The organism is Streptomyces sp. MJM8645, from assembly GCF_001625365.1.
In the GTDB taxonomy this organism is placed as follows: Bacteria; Actinomycetota; Actinomycetes; order Streptomycetales; family Streptomycetaceae; genus Kitasatospora.
The window spans coordinates 40,497-55,689 of sequence record NZ_LJJF01000005.1 but is presented as its reverse complement, the minus strand read 5'-3'; the positions used below and the strand labels follow the sequence as shown (position 1 = coordinate 55,689).

General features: G+C 73.4%; 22 protein-coding genes. All 22 read left to right on the top strand.

All coding sequences use genetic code 11. The features are described 5' to 3' along the window. The first annotated feature begins 74 nt into the window (after nucleotides 1–74). The 22 genes from A6F73_RS38910 to A6F73_RS38815 all read left to right on the top strand — a co-directional run bounded on the left by A6F73_RS38910 (nucleotide 75) and on the right by A6F73_RS38815 (nucleotide 15,176). Nucleotides 75–314, top strand: a complete 240-nt coding sequence (locus tag A6F73_RS38910; RefSeq protein ID WP_063353199.1) for a hypothetical protein — start codon at nucleotides 75–77, stop codon at nucleotides 312–314. After that, nucleotides 311–643 (top strand): hypothetical protein, encoded by a 333-nt coding sequence (locus A6F73_RS38905; RefSeq protein WP_063353198.1) that lies wholly within the window; start codon nucleotides 311–313, stop codon nucleotides 641–643. The genes A6F73_RS38910 and A6F73_RS38905 overlap by 4 nt, the downstream gene beginning before the upstream one ends. Beyond that, a complete protein-coding gene (locus tag A6F73_RS42105) occupies nucleotides 640–843 on the top strand; it encodes a hypothetical protein (protein ID WP_159398783.1) in 204 nt (67 codons plus the stop codon). The genes A6F73_RS38905 and A6F73_RS42105 overlap by 4 nt, the downstream gene beginning before the upstream one ends. Beyond that, a complete protein-coding gene (locus tag A6F73_RS38900) occupies nucleotides 843–2,255 on the top strand; it encodes a DUF2637 domain-containing protein (protein WP_063353197.1) in 1,413 nt (470 codons plus the stop codon). Before A6F73_RS42105 ends, A6F73_RS38900 begins: the two co-directional genes overlap by 1 nt. Next, entirely contained in the window at nucleotides 2,252–2,635 is a 384-nt protein-coding gene (locus A6F73_RS38895; RefSeq protein WP_063353196.1) for an RRQRL motif-containing zinc-binding protein, read from the top strand. Before A6F73_RS38900 ends, A6F73_RS38895 begins: the two co-directional genes overlap by 4 nt. A 102-nt stretch (nucleotides 2,636–2,737) precedes the next feature. Further along, nucleotides 2,738–5,350, top strand: coding sequence for a DNA translocase FtsK (locus A6F73_RS42720; RefSeq protein WP_063353195.1), 2,613 nt, complete (start codon nucleotides 2,738–2,740; stop codon nucleotides 5,348–5,350). A gap of 205 nt (nucleotides 5,351–5,555) precedes the next feature. Further along, nucleotides 5,556–5,840: a hypothetical protein gene (locus A6F73_RS38885; protein WP_063353194.1), complete on the top strand. Its 285-nt coding sequence runs from the start codon at nucleotides 5,556–5,558 to the stop codon at nucleotides 5,838–5,840. Between the two features lie 2 nt (nucleotides 5,841–5,842). Further along, nucleotides 5,843–6,061, top strand: a complete 219-nt coding sequence (locus tag A6F73_RS38880) for a hypothetical protein (protein ID WP_063353193.1) — start codon at nucleotides 5,843–5,845, stop codon at nucleotides 6,059–6,061. A 38-nt stretch (nucleotides 6,062–6,099) separates the two neighbouring features. Next, nucleotides 6,100–6,402, top strand: a complete 303-nt coding sequence (locus A6F73_RS38875; protein ID WP_063353192.1) for a hypothetical protein — start codon at nucleotides 6,100–6,102, stop codon at nucleotides 6,400–6,402. A 324-nt stretch (nucleotides 6,403–6,726) separates the two neighbouring features. Next, complete coding sequence (locus tag A6F73_RS38870; RefSeq protein ID WP_063353191.1) at nucleotides 6,727–7,656, top strand: DUF4097 family beta strand repeat-containing protein; 930 nt, start codon at nucleotides 6,727–6,729, stop codon at nucleotides 7,654–7,656. 120 nt (nucleotides 7,657–7,776) lie between these two features. After that, nucleotides 7,777–8,016, top strand: coding sequence for a hypothetical protein (locus tag A6F73_RS38865; RefSeq protein WP_063353190.1), 240 nt, complete (start codon nucleotides 7,777–7,779; stop codon nucleotides 8,014–8,016). 12 nt (nucleotides 8,017–8,028) lie between these two features. Next, a complete protein-coding gene (locus A6F73_RS38860; RefSeq protein ID WP_063353189.1) occupies nucleotides 8,029–8,250 on the top strand; it encodes a hypothetical protein in 222 nt (73 codons plus the stop codon). Nucleotides 8,251–8,344: 94 nt separating this feature from the next. Then, a complete protein-coding gene (locus A6F73_RS42715) occupies nucleotides 8,345–8,935 on the top strand; it encodes a hypothetical protein (protein WP_063353188.1) in 591 nt (196 codons plus the stop codon). A gap of 100 nt (nucleotides 8,936–9,035) precedes the next feature. After that, nucleotides 9,036–9,476 carry a DUF6251 family protein gene (locus A6F73_RS38850; protein ID WP_063353187.1) on the top strand — a complete coding sequence of 147 codons (441 nt, stop codon included), beginning with the start codon at nucleotides 9,036–9,038 and terminating at the stop codon, nucleotides 9,474–9,476. A gap of 141 nt (nucleotides 9,477–9,617) precedes the next feature. Further along, a complete protein-coding gene (locus A6F73_RS38845) occupies nucleotides 9,618–10,061 on the top strand; it encodes a hypothetical protein (protein WP_063353186.1) in 444 nt (147 codons plus the stop codon). 103 nt (nucleotides 10,062–10,164) lie between these two features. Beyond that, a complete protein-coding gene (locus tag A6F73_RS42095; protein WP_159398782.1) occupies nucleotides 10,165–10,851 on the top strand; it encodes a hypothetical protein in 687 nt (228 codons plus the stop codon). Nucleotides 10,852–10,939: 88 nt separating this feature from the next. After that, the gene (locus A6F73_RS38835; RefSeq protein ID WP_063353184.1) at nucleotides 10,940–11,479 is read left to right on the top strand and encodes a hypothetical protein; all 540 of its coding nucleotides are present in this window, start codon (nucleotides 10,940–10,942) and stop codon (nucleotides 11,477–11,479) included. Between the two features lie 175 nt (nucleotides 11,480–11,654). Beyond that, nucleotides 11,655–12,239, top strand: a complete 585-nt coding sequence (locus A6F73_RS38830; protein WP_063353183.1) for a hypothetical protein — start codon at nucleotides 11,655–11,657, stop codon at nucleotides 12,237–12,239. A 110-nt stretch (nucleotides 12,240–12,349) separates the two neighbouring features. Further along, complete coding sequence (locus A6F73_RS44320; protein ID WP_279634991.1) at nucleotides 12,350–12,478, top strand: hypothetical protein; 129 nt, start codon at nucleotides 12,350–12,352, stop codon at nucleotides 12,476–12,478. A gap of 56 nt (nucleotides 12,479–12,534) precedes the next feature. Then, entirely contained in the window at nucleotides 12,535–13,506 is a 972-nt protein-coding gene (locus A6F73_RS38825) for a hypothetical protein (RefSeq protein WP_063353182.1), read from the top strand. Nucleotides 13,507–13,608: 102 nt separating this feature from the next. After that, entirely contained in the window at nucleotides 13,609–14,313 is a 705-nt protein-coding gene (locus A6F73_RS38820) for a GGDEF domain-containing protein (protein WP_079136690.1), read from the top strand. Further along, the gene (locus tag A6F73_RS38815) at nucleotides 14,313–15,176 is read left to right on the top strand and encodes a histone-like nucleoid-structuring protein Lsr2 (RefSeq protein ID WP_063353181.1); all 864 of its coding nucleotides are present in this window, start codon (nucleotides 14,313–14,315) and stop codon (nucleotides 15,174–15,176) included. The genes A6F73_RS38820 and A6F73_RS38815 overlap by 1 nt, the downstream gene beginning before the upstream one ends. The last annotated feature ends 17 nt before the right edge of the window (nucleotides 15,177–15,193 follow it).

Sequence of the window (15,193 nt, the reverse complement as noted above, 5' to 3'; positions counted from 1 at the left end):
GCCGCCGAGGCCGACACCGCGACCGTCACCGCCGTCCGCACCCCGCGCACCACCGGCACCCCGGGAGGCACCCGATGAGCAAGGCCCTGACCAACCGGCGACTGGCCGAGACGCTTTTCGCCGCGATGCTGACCCCGATCCTCCCGGTGCTGAGGCTGGTGGCCCTGGCCGCCCGCCCGATCGTCCGGGGCCAGGAGCGCCGCGAATCGGCCCGGGCCGAGGCGCAGCGCCGGGCGGTCTTCGCCCAGCACCAGGACTACCGGATCTCCGCCGACGACATCGCCCACTGGCAGGGACAGGAGACGGACCGGTGAGCGCCGCCGACCTGACCACCACCCTCGGCGTCCTGGCCTGCGTTCGCCCGCTCGCGGCGGTTCTGGAGGCCGGCGCCGAGGCCACCACAGAGCTGCGGATCACCGCCATCGCCACCGGCATCTACATCGAGGTTCTGCCGAACGTCGGCGACGAGACCGACCGGTTGATGCAGGTCGACCGGATCGCCGCCGAGCTCGGCATCACGCCGCGGCTCGTCGAGATCGGCGGCCGGCACTACTGGCAGGCCGAGACCGACCCGGAGACGGACGGCACCGCGATCCAGGTGTTCGCGCTCCTGGCCCGCGTCCCGGACGGGGGCCCGAGGTGACGCGCCGCCAGCGGGCGCTGCGTATTGCCGAGGCCGCCATGGTCCGGCTGCACGGCGAGCCCAAGTTCTGGAAGGACGGCGACCTCGCCGACCGGCGGGACCTGATCCGCCGGGTCGACGCCGAGCTCGTCCTGATCGAGACCATCACCCGCACCGGCGCGGCCCCGGCCGCGCCCGCCCCGGAGAGGAGGGCCGCCTGATGACGACCACGATGCCGCCCCCGCAGCAGATCAACGGCTTCACCCGGACCGACGCCCGCGCGGTGTCGAAGGCCGCCGCCGCCGAGGCGAAGGCCCGCGCCGACGCTGCGGCCGCCGACGCCGTCGCGAAGGCCGGCCAGGCCTCGCACCAGGTGGTGATCAACGGCCTGGAGGCGGAGGAGGCCCGGCAGAAGTTGCGGCTCGCCCAGGCCAAGGCCGACGCCCAGATCGGCCAGATCCAGGACGGGGTGAAGGAGAAGAAGACGAAGGCGCGCCGGGAGGCGTGGGCGCGGCGCCGCCAGGCGCTGGCCGGTCAGTCCCCGCTGATCGTCGCCTCGGTCCTGGTCGCCGCCCTGGTGGTCATCTCGGTGTACTTCGCGTGGGACGGCCAGGCGGCCGGCTTCCGCGAGAAGATGGGCGGCGCGGCGAACCTGGTGCCGATGGTCACCGAGGGCGTCACCTGGACCATGGCCGCGCTCGCCTTCTACGCCCACGTCAAGGGGCGGGCCACCGGCAAGTACCGCCTCGTCACCGCGGTGGCCGCGATCGTCGCGGCGGCGCTGAACTACCGGCACCACGCGGCGGAGGGCAGCGGCGAGGTCTACGCCATCGCCTCGCTGTCCGGCGTGTTCGTCTGGGAGCTGTTCCTCAGCCTGCTGATGAAGGCGAAGGAAGGCCGGCCGATGGCGGAGGTCCGCGCGGACCTCGCCCGCACCCTCGCCCACCCCGTCATCGCGCTCGCCGCCTGGCGGATCCGGGCGATCGCCCACGGCGCCATGTCGGCCGACGCCGCGTGGGCCGAGGCCTGGGACCAGTACCACGCCCCGGACCTCGGCGTGACGGCACGACGGGAACGGCGCCGGCGCAAGAACCGGGCCCGGCTCCAGGACGCGATGCTCGCCGACGTCGGCCTGGCCGAGCCTGCCGACACGACCCCCGAAAACGTCACCGACGACGAGGACGTGACGGAACCCGGCGTCTACACCGACGAGAGCGCCGCCGCCGCCCGTCCGTCGGCGCTGTGGCTGCCCGGTCTGGACGGCTGGGTGGAGCCGATGGCGAAGCCGACGGGCAACCCCGACGTGCACGCACCGAAACTGCAGGTCAGCAAGCCGATCCCCCCTGCTGGAAACAGCCCCGAGAAGGGCCCTGAGAAGGCCCCTGTCCGTCGGCAGTCGGCCATCGCCCGCGCGGCGGCCCGACACACCGCGAAGAAGGCCCAGAAGGACGCCGACGCCCTCGCCGCCAAGCGGGACAAGGCGCGGGCCCAGATCGCGGAGCTGCTGAACAAGGGTGAGAAGCCCTCGCCCGCCGCCTTCGGCAAGGCCTACGGCCTGAGCTCCGACTGGGGCAGCAAGCAGATCAAGGCCGTCGAATCGAACCCGACGGCGTACGGGGTGAAGGCGGCATGAGCGCCCAACACCTCGACCCGACGGGCGAGCGGTACGGCCTGCCGACCTGGCCGTACCGCATGGCCCCCGCCGGCTACGCCACCCGCCGCCAGCTCCGCAAGGACGGGCTGCGGCCGGGCGGCCAGCCGGTGGCCGGCCAGCTCCTGTGGAAGTCGCGTAAGGCCCGCCGCTCCGGCGGCACTCGCGCGGCCTGGCTCTACCGCGTCGACCTCGCCCTGCCGGTGCGCCCGATGACGCCGGGCAAGGCCGCCGGCCTGGAGGCCGCGATGCGCAAGCGTCGCACCTGTCCGGACTGCGGCCAGGTCAAGGACTACTGCATCCCGCGCTCGCTCGGCGCCTGCGTCGACTGCGCAGACGGACCCGCCGCCTACGCGGCCTGACGTTCAGCGCCACCCCGTTCTCTCCCCTCGCACCGGCGGGGCCGGTCCCGCCTGCCAGCAAAACCCGGCCCCGCCGCACTCCCCAGAAGGAGCACACCAAGCATGACCGAGATCCTGGAAGGCCGTGTCCTCCCCTCCACCGACCCCGACCTCCTCCGGCACGCCGTCGAGCTCGTCGTCTCCACCCAGTTCGGCTCCGTGTCGATGGTCCAGCGCAAGCTGCGCGTCGGCTGGGTCCAGGCCAACCACCTGTTCGAGCAGATGGAGGAGGCCGGCATCGTCGGCCCCGCCGAGGGCAGCCGCGCCCGCGACATCCTGTTCACCACCGACCAGATCGACCAGGCCGTCGAGGCGGCCGCGGCGCTCGGCGCCCCGGCCGGTCCCGACGCCGACGTGCTGCCCTTCCCCGGCCCGCGCATCGACATGACCAAGCCCGTCGCCGCCCCGGCCGGAGACGACGAGGACCAGGACGACGACGCCGAAGACGGCGACGAGGAGTTCGACGAGGACGACGAGGTCCTGGAGGGCGAGGTCTACCTCGCCGACGAGCTGGTCCTGGAGGACGACCCCGAGGGCGACGCCCCGTGGATCAACCCCATGCTCCTCACCAAGGAGGGCCGTCGCGCCCGCGCCCGCTACCTGCAGCGCCGCAGCCGCCGCAAGCTGCGCCGCTGGGTGAAGCGCCAGACCACGGTGCGCGGCGTCGTCCCCTCGTCGTGGCGCGGTGGCCGACGTCTCCACGGCTGGGTGATCGGCACCGAGGGCGCCACCACCCGCGCTGCTCAGCAGCACGCCAAGATGCTCGCCGGCGCCGCGTCGACGGCGACCCGGCAGGCGCAGTACGGGCTCCTGAAGCGGGACGAGAAGCGCAAGGCGGCAGCCACGGCCGGCCAGGACGCGCGGCTCGCCCTCGTCCAGGCCACCGCGATGAGGACGGCCGCCCACAAGAAGATCGGCATGCGGGCCGTGCTCGCGGTCGGCCCGTTCGCCGTCGCCGACCTGGCCGCCTACGGCTACGAGGGCGGGCTCGGTCTGGCCGCCGCACTGCTGGTCAACATGGGCGTACTCGCCTACAGCGGCCGCACCCCGAACCTGGACGCCGAGGGCCTGGAGGCACTGGAGCGCGAGGAACTCGGCATGCCCGAGAAGTTCGAGCTCGGCATGACCGTGCGCCACTTCGAGCAGATGCTCCACCAGGCGCTGACCGAGGACCTCGGCATCGCCATCCAGAGTCTGAGGATCAAGCCGCAGGCCTGGGGCTTCGAGGTCGACGTCACCTTCCACCGCCAGACCCCGGCCAAGCTCTCCGAGGGCCTGGACAAGCTGGAGGCCTGCCTGCCCGGCGTGCGCACCAACTCGATCCTGCTGCAGCAGTCGGCGCGGGCCCGCAACGAGGCGGTGCTGCGGATCCCCGGCGAGAACCCGTGGCAGGCCGTGCCGGAACTGCCGTACCGGGCGCCGAAGTCGGTGAGCACGAAGACCCTGCACACCGCGCAGATCGGCGCCGACATGTCCGGCCGGCCGCTGGCCCTGCCCGGCAAGCGCACCTCGGTGGGCATCGTCGGCAAGCCGCGCTCGGGCAAGTCCACGTTGCTGCGCGCCTCGGTCGACGCGCTGACCGCGTGCGACGACCGGATCGTCGTCGGGATCGACCTCGGAAGTTATGGCGCCGGCTTCGGGCCCTACACCAAGAACCTGCACGCCCTCGCGCGTACCCCGGCCGAAGCCCGCCGGGTCCTGGAATGGGCGTTGGCCATTGGCCAGAACCGTCCGAGGCTGTTCAACAAGCTCGGAATGGGGCTGAACTGGGAATCCAGCCGTGAATTCCCCGGAATCACCGTGGTCATCGACGAGTTTCCCGCGCTGGTGCAGGCGGCCTCCGTCGAGGCGCAGCAGGTCCAGGCCGCGCGCAAAGGCATGCCGTCGGCGGAGCTGGAGCTGCTGCCGCCGTTCATCCGCCTGGATGACCTGGCCCAGCTCATTCACCTCACCAGCGCCAAGTCGGATGTGGTGGAAATGGTGGGCTCGCAGGGCTACACGAAGGACCGGATCAAGAACAACACCTGGCTCAGCGAGCTGCCCGCGCAGTTGATGTGCGCGTGCGACCGGGACGACATCCTGCTGATCGCGGGCGGCGGGGCGATGGCGGAGGGCTGGCGGCCGGACCGGCTGCTGCCGGCCATGGGCGACCACGTCAACGACGCGGGCGTGGCCTACGCGATGGCCGGCGCCGCCTACTGCGAGCCGATCCCCTACCGGGCCTGCGTCCTGTCAGACGAAGAGGCCGACCGGCGCGCGACCGAGCGCCTGGAGGCCGGGCTGCCGCGGCTGGACGAGCTGTCCGCGGCGTTCGTCGACGACGACCTGGCCGACCTGCGCGGCTACCTGGCCGACCAGTACGACGACGACGAGGACGACGACTCGCTGCCGGGGCTGGTCGTCCTCGCCCGCGAGGCCTTCGAGATGGCGGGCGACCCGACCGGCCTGCGCGCCGAGGACCTGGCCGAGTACCTGGGCAAGCTCGACGCGGACTGGGAGCTGGAGACCTTCGCGGACGCCGACGCCCGGGTGGCCGCGCTGCGCGCCGCGATCAAGGCCGTGCTCGACCCCCGCGGGGAGGAGTGGAAGACGGACTCCTTCCGGCCGGGGCGGGGCGCCACGTCGGTCAAGGGTTACAAGCTCGGCGACCTCAAGAAGATCACCGGCGAGGCCTGAGCGGCCCGGATCCGGGCCGGAACAGGGGAGGAACACGCAGGTCAGCGGGGTGCGGGCCGCCCGGAACAGGGCGGAACGCCCCCGCTGGGCCCGGAACGCGTTCCGCCTCCGAGGGGGCTGTTCCGCCCTGTTCCGTCGCTCTGACCTGCGTGTTTGCGGCTGTTCCCGCCCTGTTCCCGCCCGAAAGATCACGAAAGGTTCGATTGTGGACCGCGAGTGGTCCCACGCCCCCGACCCGCTCAACGCGCTTCACCGGGTGATCACCGAGCGCCGCTTCCGCTACCTGGAGCAGGACCCGGAGTACGTCCCCTGGGCCTTCACTGGCGCCGCCCGCGCCGCCGGGCAGAAAGTCCGCGACCGGATCGCCGGGCCGGGCGACGTCCTCGAGGACGAGCTCCCGGATGCCGGGCCCGCCGGGCCCGGCGACGACCAGGAGCACGTCGACATCCCGTCCACCGGAAACGTTCAGATCACCGCCACCGAGGAGTGAGCGTGCATCAGCTCGCCGCCGCCGACACCCAGCTCCACCTGTCCGTGCCGCTCGTCCTGGGCGGCGCCGTCGTCGCCATGGTCTGGAAGGGCGGCCTGCGCTGGTGGCAGGCCGCCGTCTGCGTCGTCGCCGGCCTGGCCATGGCCGACTCCTCGATGGGCGGACCCGGCCGCCACCTGATGTCCGCCGTCTTCGGCTGGGTCAACGGCCTGCCCTTCTGACCCGACGTGCCCTTACTCCCCAGGAAGGACCCCCCGCCATGATCCGCGCGACCCGCGCCGTCCACTGCCCCGAGCGCCGCCGCTACGTCGACACCGCCCGCGCGACCAGTGTCGACGGGCTGATCGACAACATTGCCGTCGAACGCGTCCTGAACGGGGAGCCGGTCGACGGCCTGACCGAGGCGGAGCAGCGGCTCGCCGCCCGCCTCCTGCACGCCAATCACATCGCGGTCGCGGTCATCGCCCGCCGGATCGGCGCCGGTGAGACCCGGGTGAAGACCTGGCTGGGCCTCAGGAAGCCCGCCGGAACCCAGCGCGCGTCCGACCGCTCCCGCGCCTGACCTCGAAGGGAGCCGCCGCCCTTGGGCGTGCGCTACCTGATATCCGAGCCCGACGAGCCGACCTGGTGGCAGAAGCGCGAGCCCACCGTCTACGCCGTCGTCGGCCTCGCCGCCGGCGCCTGGCTGGCCTCCTGTCGGCACCCCGGCAGGCCCCGGACACCTCGCCCACGCCGAGCGTCACCGCCTCGCCGTCCGGCCGGTGACCAGCCAGAACGCAAAAAGGTCAATGAAATGTTGGCCAAGACTAGACAGGCCAACGAAAAGTTGGCATTCTAAATGTGTGAGGCCGGACCGGCCCCGCCGCCCAGACCGGGAGACCAGAACATGACCACTCGCAAGCTCACCGCCGAGCAGCCCGGCCCGATCACCATCGACGTCGACCTGCCGGTGGGCAGCATCACCGTCCGCACCGAGGCCGGCCGCGAGCGCGCCGAGCTGACCATCCGCACCGCCGACGAGACCGGCCCCTCCGCCGACGCGGTCAAGGACGCCACCCTCCGCTTCGACGAGCGCGGCGCTCTGGTCGCCCGGGTGAAGAACGCCGGCGGCACCAGCGTCACCTCGATCGTCCAGGGCAACCGCAGCACCACCGTCGTCCAGTCCTTCGGCAGCATCCCGGCCGGCGCCCACGTCGTCGGCCTCCAGATCGACGGCGACCTCAACTTCGTCGGCGGCCGGACGATCGTGAACGGCCAGGTCGTCGACGCGGGCTCGGGCAGCACGGTCCGCATCGGCGGCTCGCCGATCGAGATCATCGCGACCGTCCCCGAGGGCAGCTCCGTCACCGCCCGCACCCGCTTGGCCGGCGTCACCGCGGAGGGCTTCTTCGCCGCCGTCACCGGTACCACCCAGTCCGGCGACATCCGCGTCGAGACCTGTGGCCGGCTCTCTGCGGCGACCCAGTCCGGCGACGTCACCGCCGACCGGGCCGACGACATCCGTATCACGACCCAGTCCGGCGACATCCGCCTCGGCCGTACCGACGTCGCCCAGCTCAAGACCATGTCCGGCGACATCCGCATCACCGACTTCGGTGGTGCCGCCCAGCTGAACACCATGTCGGGCGACATCACCGTCCATGCCACCGCCGGAGGCGACCTGACCGCCCGCACGATGTCCGGTGACGTCAACGTCACCGCCACCGATGCCGCGCTCGGCGACGACCTCGACGTCCAGGCGAACAGCATGTCCGGCCGCGTCCGCACCCCCCAGCGCCGGGCCGCCGGCAGCACCCCGCGCCGCCGCCGCGACTGACTCCGCCCCGGGACGGCCGCCCAGCCGGCAAGCATCGTCGGCCGTCCCGGGCCACCCGACCCGCTCCAAGAGGAGCAGGGGGGAGAACCCATCGTCCCTGATCCGAACAGGAGCCTGCACATGAGCACCGACAACACCGACAAGGCCGCGAAGGAAGCGGCCCGCGCCGCCGCCAAGAAGCGTCTGGCCGACGCCCTCGCCGAGCGCGAGGAGGGCCACGCCGCGGTCGACACCGCGTTCTGGAGCAAGGTCCGCGACGAGATCGACTCCGGCGCCCTGCGCCAGGTCGACGCGGTCGACGCGCTCGGCTACTCCCGCGAGTACATCCGCAAGCAGATCAAGAACCTGCCCGCCGCATAGAGAGGACAGCAGGTGGACCTCACCCCGTACGAAGGCGAGTCCTGGCTCCACAAGCCCGGCAAGGACATGACCGAGGACGAGCTGATCCGGGCCGCCGTAGCCCACGACGAGGCCGGCGAATACCGGCACGCCGAGATCTACATGAACATCCGGATCCGCCGCTTCCTGGACCCGACCTGGGACCCGGACGGCATCTACGGCATCTACGGCACCGAGGAACCGCTCGCCTGCTGACGGCCCGCCGTGCCGCACCGACCCCGCCACCAGCGGGAGCCGGTGCGGCGCGGGGGACCGGACAGCCCGGCCCCGCCTGCCACCAGGGGGTTCCGTGAGCACCACCACCCCGCCGGCCCCGGCGGCCGCCAAGAAGACGGCGGCCAAGAAGGCCATCGCGAAGAAGGCCCCGGCGAAGAAGACCACTGCCCCGGCCAAGCACCCCGCCAAGAAGGCCGCCGCACCCGCGCGGCCCGCGAAGAAGACCGCGGCCCCGGCACAACGCACCGCCGCCGCACCCGCGACCAAGAAGAAGGCGGCGGCCCCCGCGCAGACCAGCGCCGGACCCGCCACCACGAAGAAGACCCCGGCGAAGAAGAAGGCCCCGGCCAAGTCCATCGGTGCCCAAGCGATGCGCGCGGCCAAGTTCACCTGGGAGCATCCGGTCCTCGCACTGGTCGGCACCACGGCCGTCGCCGGAACCGTGCTCTACCGGGGCGCCCTGCGCCCCGTCGGCCGGGCCGCCCGCGCCGTCGGCTCCTGGGCCTGGGACACCGGCCGGGCGTACGTCATCCGACGCCGCCGCTCGGCCCGCCCGCTCACCACCGGCACGCACGCCAACTGCCACCGGTGCAAGGGCACCGGAACCTTGGCCCGGCACGACGCCCACGGCCGCTTCCTCGGCTCCATCAGCTGCACGGGCTGACGTGCCGCCGTGCCGCACCGCCCCCGGAGTCCCCGGGGCCGGTGCGGTGCGGGGGACCGGACAGACCGGATCACCCGCCCACCAGATCGGAGGCCACCGCATGGTCGACCACTACGTCCCGGTGCCGATGACCGGCCACCAGGTCCAGCCGGCCGCCTACTACCCCGCACCCAGCCCGTACGGCACCCAGCTGCAGGGCGTCGTCCAGCAGCCCGGCCAGATGCCGTACTACGCGGCCCCGCCGCAGGTCATCGTCATGCAGCAGCCGCAGCAGGCCAGCGAGCTCGGCCCGATCACCCTGCGCCTGATCCTCGCGGGCGGCGCCGGCGCCGGGGCGGTCGCCGCCCTGGTCCTCCTCGGCCCGATGCTCATCAGCATGCTGCAGACCCTGGCCATCACCGGCCTCGTCATCGCGGTCGTCGCCGTGATGGTGCTGCGCAGCTTCAACGAGTACCGCAGCGGCCGTGAGGCCGGGCAGGCGACCAAGGCTCAGGCCGGGGCCGCGCTCGCCCAAGGCAGGGCCCGCACCCCGCGAGCCTGAGTCTGACGGATCGCCGTGCCGCACCGAAGACCTCCGCAGCCAGCGGGGCCGCCGGTGCGGTGCGGGGGACCGGACAGGCGTCCGCCACCCCAACACCCCCAACAGGTCCAACAGGTCCAAAGGGACCGGAGCGGAGTTCGCATGCCCACGCTCACCTGGAACGCGGCCACCACCGGGAGCACCTCCAACGCCCTGCGGGCCCTGGAGCTCACCCTGAACGCGCACGCCGGCGATGCCCACTCCCAGGGCTCCTACTTCGACCCCAGGCTCAACGGCCTGGCCCTGCAGCTGGTCGTGGAGCTGGTGTTGCCCGCCGGCGCGGTCGGCCAAGGCGAGGAGGTACGCCACCACTGGGCCCTCGCCACCCTCGGAGAGGCCCGCCGCATCGCCGGGGCCGCGCGCGGCATCGCCCAGGGCTACCGGGGCATGGCGGCGGCCGCCGGAGCCGAGCACCCCGACCGCACCCGGCTGGCGACCCGCATCGTCCTGTCGCTGCCGGAGGCCGTCGAGCCGGCGTTCACCGTCCGGCAGCTGCCCGCCGGTGAACGCCGCACCCGCCGCGCCCTGCTGGGCCGCCGAGCCTGACGGACCGCCGTGCCGCACCAGCTCCCCGCAGCCAGCCGGGGGACTGGGTGCGGTGCGGCGGACCGGACAGTCCGGCCCGCTCCTCCCGAGAGCCGAGGACATCGTGACCGAGCACCTCAACCGCGCCTACCGCGCCCGCGCCGCCGCTGCGTTCCTGCTCGACTCCTTCGGTGACGGCGTCTACATCGCCACCGCCCTGGCCGCCGCCGCCCTGACCACCGCGCACTTCGCCCCGATCGGCGGCCACAGCGCCGTCGCCGACCTGACCCTCCCCGCCCTGACGGTCCTCGTGACGGCCCTGGCCGGCTGCGGCTACATCCTGCGGGACGTCCTGGCCACGCTGGCCGACCTGGTCGGCCCGGCCGCCGAGGACCTCTATGAGATCCCCGCCGCGGCCTTCACCGACGACGACGCCCCCGGCGTCTACGAGACCGGGCGCGACGTCGCCTGGCCGGAGGCCATCGACTGGGCGCTCGAAGCCGCCGTCGCCGTCGGCCAAGCGCGCCTCGACTTCACCCAGCCCGACGCCGACCTGGACGACCTGCTCATCAGCCTCCAGGCCTCGCACCTGGTCCGCGACCTCCACGACCTGCTCGCCCGTGCCGCCGAGCAGTACAGCGCCCGCGGTGAGCGGTGCGACCAGGAGGAGGCCGCCGCGCTGCGCGAAGCCGCCGCCTACGTCGACATGGCGGCCCTGGCCCTCGGCGACAAGCCCGAGCCGCCCGTCCGGCCGACGGTCGCCCCGCCGGCGTACCTCGGCGCGAACACCGACGACGAGCTGACGTTCTGAATTCGCCCCGGGGCGGCCGCCACGCTGGCCGGCACACCGGCCGCCCCGGGCCCTCCATCCCGCACGAAGCGACAGGAAGGCCACCATCATGACCGACACCGCCACCGACCAGAAGGCCACCCCGGTCTGGTACGCGGCCGCCGAGGCCGAGTACCGCCACACCGGAGGCGTCACCTGGGCCGACCAGGTCCGGCGCGGCGCCGACGAGATCAACCAGGTGCTCGCCGACCTCGGCATCACCCCCCTCACCCCGGCCCGCGCCACCAGCAGCATGCTGCTGGACGCCGAACTCCTGAAAGCCGACGCCAATCAGGAACTGTGGGCCGTCGACGCCACCCACGACGGCAAGCGGGTCGTACTGCTCGTCCAGGACTGGCGGTACCAGGACAGCCCGATTCTGCGCGGCCCCGCCCTCACCAGCCGCGCCCAGGTCGTCCACGCCCACAACTACGGTGCTCCCGTCCAGCCCCCGGTGCGCGACCTGCGGGCCGAGGCGCTGCGCATCGCGGACAGCCTCAGCGGCAATCTCGACGCCACGACGTACGCCCTCGCCGACCAGATCCGCGCCCTGACCCTCGCACTGCTCCACACCGCCGGCACGGGCGCCGACCGGGCCGACCGGACCTGACTGCCCGCTGACCAGGTACATCGGACCAGCTCAGGCCATGTAAGACCCAACACCCCCGACAGGCCCAACGCCACTAATGACAACTTGATGTTGGCCAATACTAGACAAGCCAACTTTGAGTTGGCATATTGGGGGTGTGGGCGACAGCCCACACCGACCCGGAGGGGGACGCACCGTGCCGCACGCCGAGACCGCGTCGAACGAGATCGCCATCACCACCGCCGCGACCCCCTCCTGGCGCACCGACTTGGCCGCTGACCCGGTCCGCCGCCTGGCCGGCCCCATCGCCGAGGCCGTCGAGCGGCTCGCCGGGGCGCTGCCGCCGGTGCGGATCGTCATCACCGGCCGCGCGGCCGGCGCCTGGATCGCCACCCAGGCCGAGGCCTCCGCCGTGGGCGGCGCCTCGCTGCGCACCCGCCTGGGCAAGGCGCTGGCCACCTGGCGCAGCGCCCGTGCCCACGACGCCCAGGCGATGACCCTCCTCGGCGACCGCAGTGAGGTCCTGGTTGTGCTCTGCGCCCCGGACCTGCTCGCCGCCGGCGAGACCAACCTGATCGAGACGCTGGGCCACGAGCTCGTCCACGCCGCCCAGCTCAACCGGCCCGGCCGCCGCCAGAGTCGGCTGGCCGACCTGCAGGGCAACTACGGCCTGGTCGAGCGGCCGATCGCCGAGTCCTACCGCGCCGAGGCGCAGATCTGCCTCGAGGAGGCCGAGGCCCACGAGCTGGAGCCCGCGATCCTCGCCGCCGTCCGCGCCTGACCAGCCCTCATCGACCGGCCGGAGACCAGCGTCCCGGCCCGGTCGAGAACACCCCGCCACCCCATCAGACCTGTTGCCCCCAACGGGCCCAACCCTTTCTGGAGCACACCATGACGTTCAACGCCGACGACGAGGTCCTGATCGTCAGCTGCGAAGACGACCCGCGAGCGGCCGGCCGGACCGGCCGGATCGCCCCGGTCCTGTGCCACGCCCACGAGCTCACCCGAACCGGCCGCTGACCAGCCCTCCCGCACCCCGCTGCCACCCCGCACCACGAGACTGCCTGGAGGCACCCGTGCTCCGCTCCCTCCGCGACCGCTGGCGCTGGCGCGCCGCCCGCACCGCCGCCGACCTCGGCGAACTCACCGCCCAGTGGCTGGAAGGCCGCATCAAGTCCCACCCGGCCCTCATCCCCGCGGCCGGCCCCGACGAGGAGACCACCGGCACCCCGGAACTCTTCGCCACCCTGCTGCTGGCCAACCGCTGCGGCTACGTCACCGACTTCTCCCAGCCCGGCTGCCGCGACGTCGGGGCCGACGGCCAGTGGTGGTCCCAGATCGCCGCCGTCTCCGGCTTCGTCACCGACCCGGACGTCCTGAACCGGCTGCGCGTCACGGCCCAGACGTGGGGCCTGAATATCCGCGAGTACCGCTGCACCTACCTCGGCCCGCTGCCGGAGCCGATCGTCGTCACCGAACGCGCCTACCAGGCGCACACCTGGGCTGGCCGGGCCCGCGCCGCCCGCGAGGTCCGATGGCTCTGGCGCGGCGTCGGGCGCCCTGCCGTCCGCGCGATGGAGCTGGCCTGGCAGGTCACCCTCGCCGAAGCCAGCCCCAGCTCCGGCGGCATCCTGTGGCGGGCCCTCGGCGAGGCCTTCGGCGATCCGGCCGCATGCCAGCGGTGTGCCTGCACGCCCTACAAGCCCTGCCGCGAACGCGGCTGCTGGCTGACCACCCAAGGCGGCGAGACCCTGTGCTGGTCCTGCGCCTGGGGCCACCCCGGAGACACCGCCCCGGACGACTTCGGCGACGGCGACCAGGACGACGACTTCGAGGACTTCTGGGGCGAACCCGAAGAGTCCGAGTGCGACCTGTGCGGCGCCCCGTTCTGCGACTTCGGCCGGTACTGCACCCAGACCTGCGAGGAGGCCGACGCTCCCGATCCCGAGCACTCCGCCGTGGCCGAGACCGTGGCCGAGACCGTGGCCGATCCCGAGCACTTCACGGTCCTCGGTGAGGACCCCTGGAGCACCGCGCCCCGCACCTGACCACCGCCATCGACCGGCACCGGGGCGGCCGCATACCCGACCAAAGGCCGGCCGCCCCGGCATCCCTCGTCCCGCAATCCAGCACGGAGAGGAACCACCACCATGGCACCCGCACCCGCCGACCTGATAGACCGCGCCCGCCGACACCTGGAGGCCCACGCCCGCACCTGGGCCTCCGAGCTGGACGAGGACGCCGGCCCCCGTGCCGCCTGGTACGTCCACCACGACCTGGCCGCGTTGCTGCCGCTCCTGCAGGAGGCCCTCGCCGACCGCGACCGCCTCGCCGCCCGACTGCAGATCGCCCGCCGCGACCCGCTCACCGGCCTCGTCACCCGCGAGGCCTGGACCGAGCGTGCCGAGCAGCTCGCCGCCGCCGGACCCACCGCGGTGCTCCTGGTCGACCTCGACCACTTCAAGCCGGTCAACGACCGGCACGGCCACGCCGCCGGAGACGCCGTGCTCGCCGCCACCGCCCACCGCCTCGCCGACTGGTGCGGCCCGGCCGGGTGCGCTGGCCGCCTCGGCGGAGACGAGTTCGTCGCCGCCGTTCCCGACCACGGCGACCTCGCCGAGCGCGTGACGAAACTGCGTGACGCACTCGCCCGACCGGTCGACCACCGGGGCCGCCTCCTGCAGGTCGGCGCCTCCATCGGCGCGGCCCAGCTCGCCGACCTCGCGGTGCCGACCGTCTCCGCCGCCCTGGAGGCCGCCGACGCCGCGATGTACCGCAGCAAGAAGCGCGGCCGCCGGGGACGGCGCTGGCCCACCCCGCTGACCCTCGCCCACACCCTGCGCCGGGCCGCCTGATGCCCGCCCCCGTCGAACGCGGCTCCTCGATCCCGACCCGCACCGTCACTGACGCCGACCAGCGCGCCGCCGCCCTCGTCTGCGCCGCGAACGCCGACGGGCCGCAAGACCTGAGCCTGCTCCTGGACGCCCTCGGCCTTGCCGCGACAGTGGCTCGCCCCACCACCAGCCCCATTGTCCCCAACAGGACCGACACCCCCAACACCGTCGCCGCCCGGCGGCCGAACCCCGAGGGAACGCCCATGGCCACCAGCCCGAACGCCTACACCGCCGTCGCGCTGTCGATGCGCAACGACGGCCGCACCGCCGAGGAGATCGCCGCCGGGATCCGCATCCCGCTGGACGAGGTCCACCAGATGCTCACGGCGAACCCGCCCGCCGGCGACCTCGTCGCCACTGTCACCCCGCCCACCCCGGCGGTCGACCTCACCGACCTGGACCACGTCACCGTCCCGGTCGAGCTCATCGAGGACGTCACCGCGGACCGGGTCCTCAACGAGCTCATCGCCTGGGGCCAGGCCCACGCCGACACGGCGGTGCGCCAGCACGCGGGCGCCATCCGCGTCGGCATCACCGCCCTGCGCGAGCGGCGCGCCACCGACGACGAGCTCCACGCCGCGCAGAGCCAGATCCAGCACCTGGAGGAACAGCTGCAGGCGCTGCGCGGCCGCGTGGCCGAGCTCCAGCCCGAGCAGAGCGCCCCGCAGCGCAAGCCCAAGCCCAAGCGCGAACGCGACTACGACCCCAAGACCGTCCGCGCCTGGGCCACCGCCAACGGCCACGACGTCGCCCCGGCCGGCATCGTGCCCGGCCACGTCGTCGACGCCTGGCGCAAGGCCACCGGCCACGGCCTGGCGGCCTAACCTCTCGGGCACCCGCT

Excerpts from the sequence above, each read along its gene's own strand:
- A6F73_RS38910 (WP_063353199.1), top strand. The coding sequence starts at position 75 with ATGAGCAAGGCCCTGACCAACCGGCGACTGGCCGAGACGCTTTTCGCC.
- A6F73_RS38900 (WP_063353197.1), top strand. The coding sequence starts at position 843 with ATGACGACCACGATGCCGCCCCCGCAGCAGATCAACGGCTTCACCCGG.
- A6F73_RS38895 (WP_063353196.1), top strand. The coding sequence starts at position 2,252 with ATGAGCGCCCAACACCTCGACCCGACGGGCGAGCGGTACGGCCTGCCG.
- A6F73_RS42720 (WP_063353195.1), top strand. The coding sequence starts at position 2,738 with ATGACCGAGATCCTGGAAGGCCGTGTCCTCCCCTCCACCGACCCCGAC.
- A6F73_RS38875 (WP_063353192.1), top strand. The coding sequence starts at position 6,100 with ATGATCCGCGCGACCCGCGCCGTCCACTGCCCCGAGCGCCGCCGCTAC.
- A6F73_RS38870 (WP_063353191.1), top strand. The coding sequence starts at position 6,727 with ATGACCACTCGCAAGCTCACCGCCGAGCAGCCCGGCCCGATCACCATC.
- A6F73_RS38865 (WP_063353190.1), top strand. The coding sequence starts at position 7,777 with ATGAGCACCGACAACACCGACAAGGCCGCGAAGGAAGCGGCCCGCGCC.
- A6F73_RS38850 (WP_063353187.1), top strand. The coding sequence starts at position 9,036 with ATGGTCGACCACTACGTCCCGGTGCCGATGACCGGCCACCAGGTCCAG.
- A6F73_RS38845 (WP_063353186.1), top strand. The coding sequence starts at position 9,618 with ATGCCCACGCTCACCTGGAACGCGGCCACCACCGGGAGCACCTCCAAC.
- A6F73_RS38835 (WP_063353184.1), top strand. The coding sequence starts at position 10,940 with ATGACCGACACCGCCACCGACCAGAAGGCCACCCCGGTCTGGTACGCG.
- A6F73_RS44320 (WP_279634991.1), top strand. The coding sequence starts at position 12,350 with ATGACGTTCAACGCCGACGACGAGGTCCTGATCGTCAGCTGCGAAGAC.
- A6F73_RS38820 (WP_079136690.1), top strand. The coding sequence starts at position 13,609 with ATGGCACCCGCACCCGCCGACCTGATAGACCGCGCCCGCCGACACCTG.
- A6F73_RS38815 (WP_063353181.1), top strand. The coding sequence starts at position 14,313 with ATGCCCGCCCCCGTCGAACGCGGCTCCTCGATCCCGACCCGCACCGTC.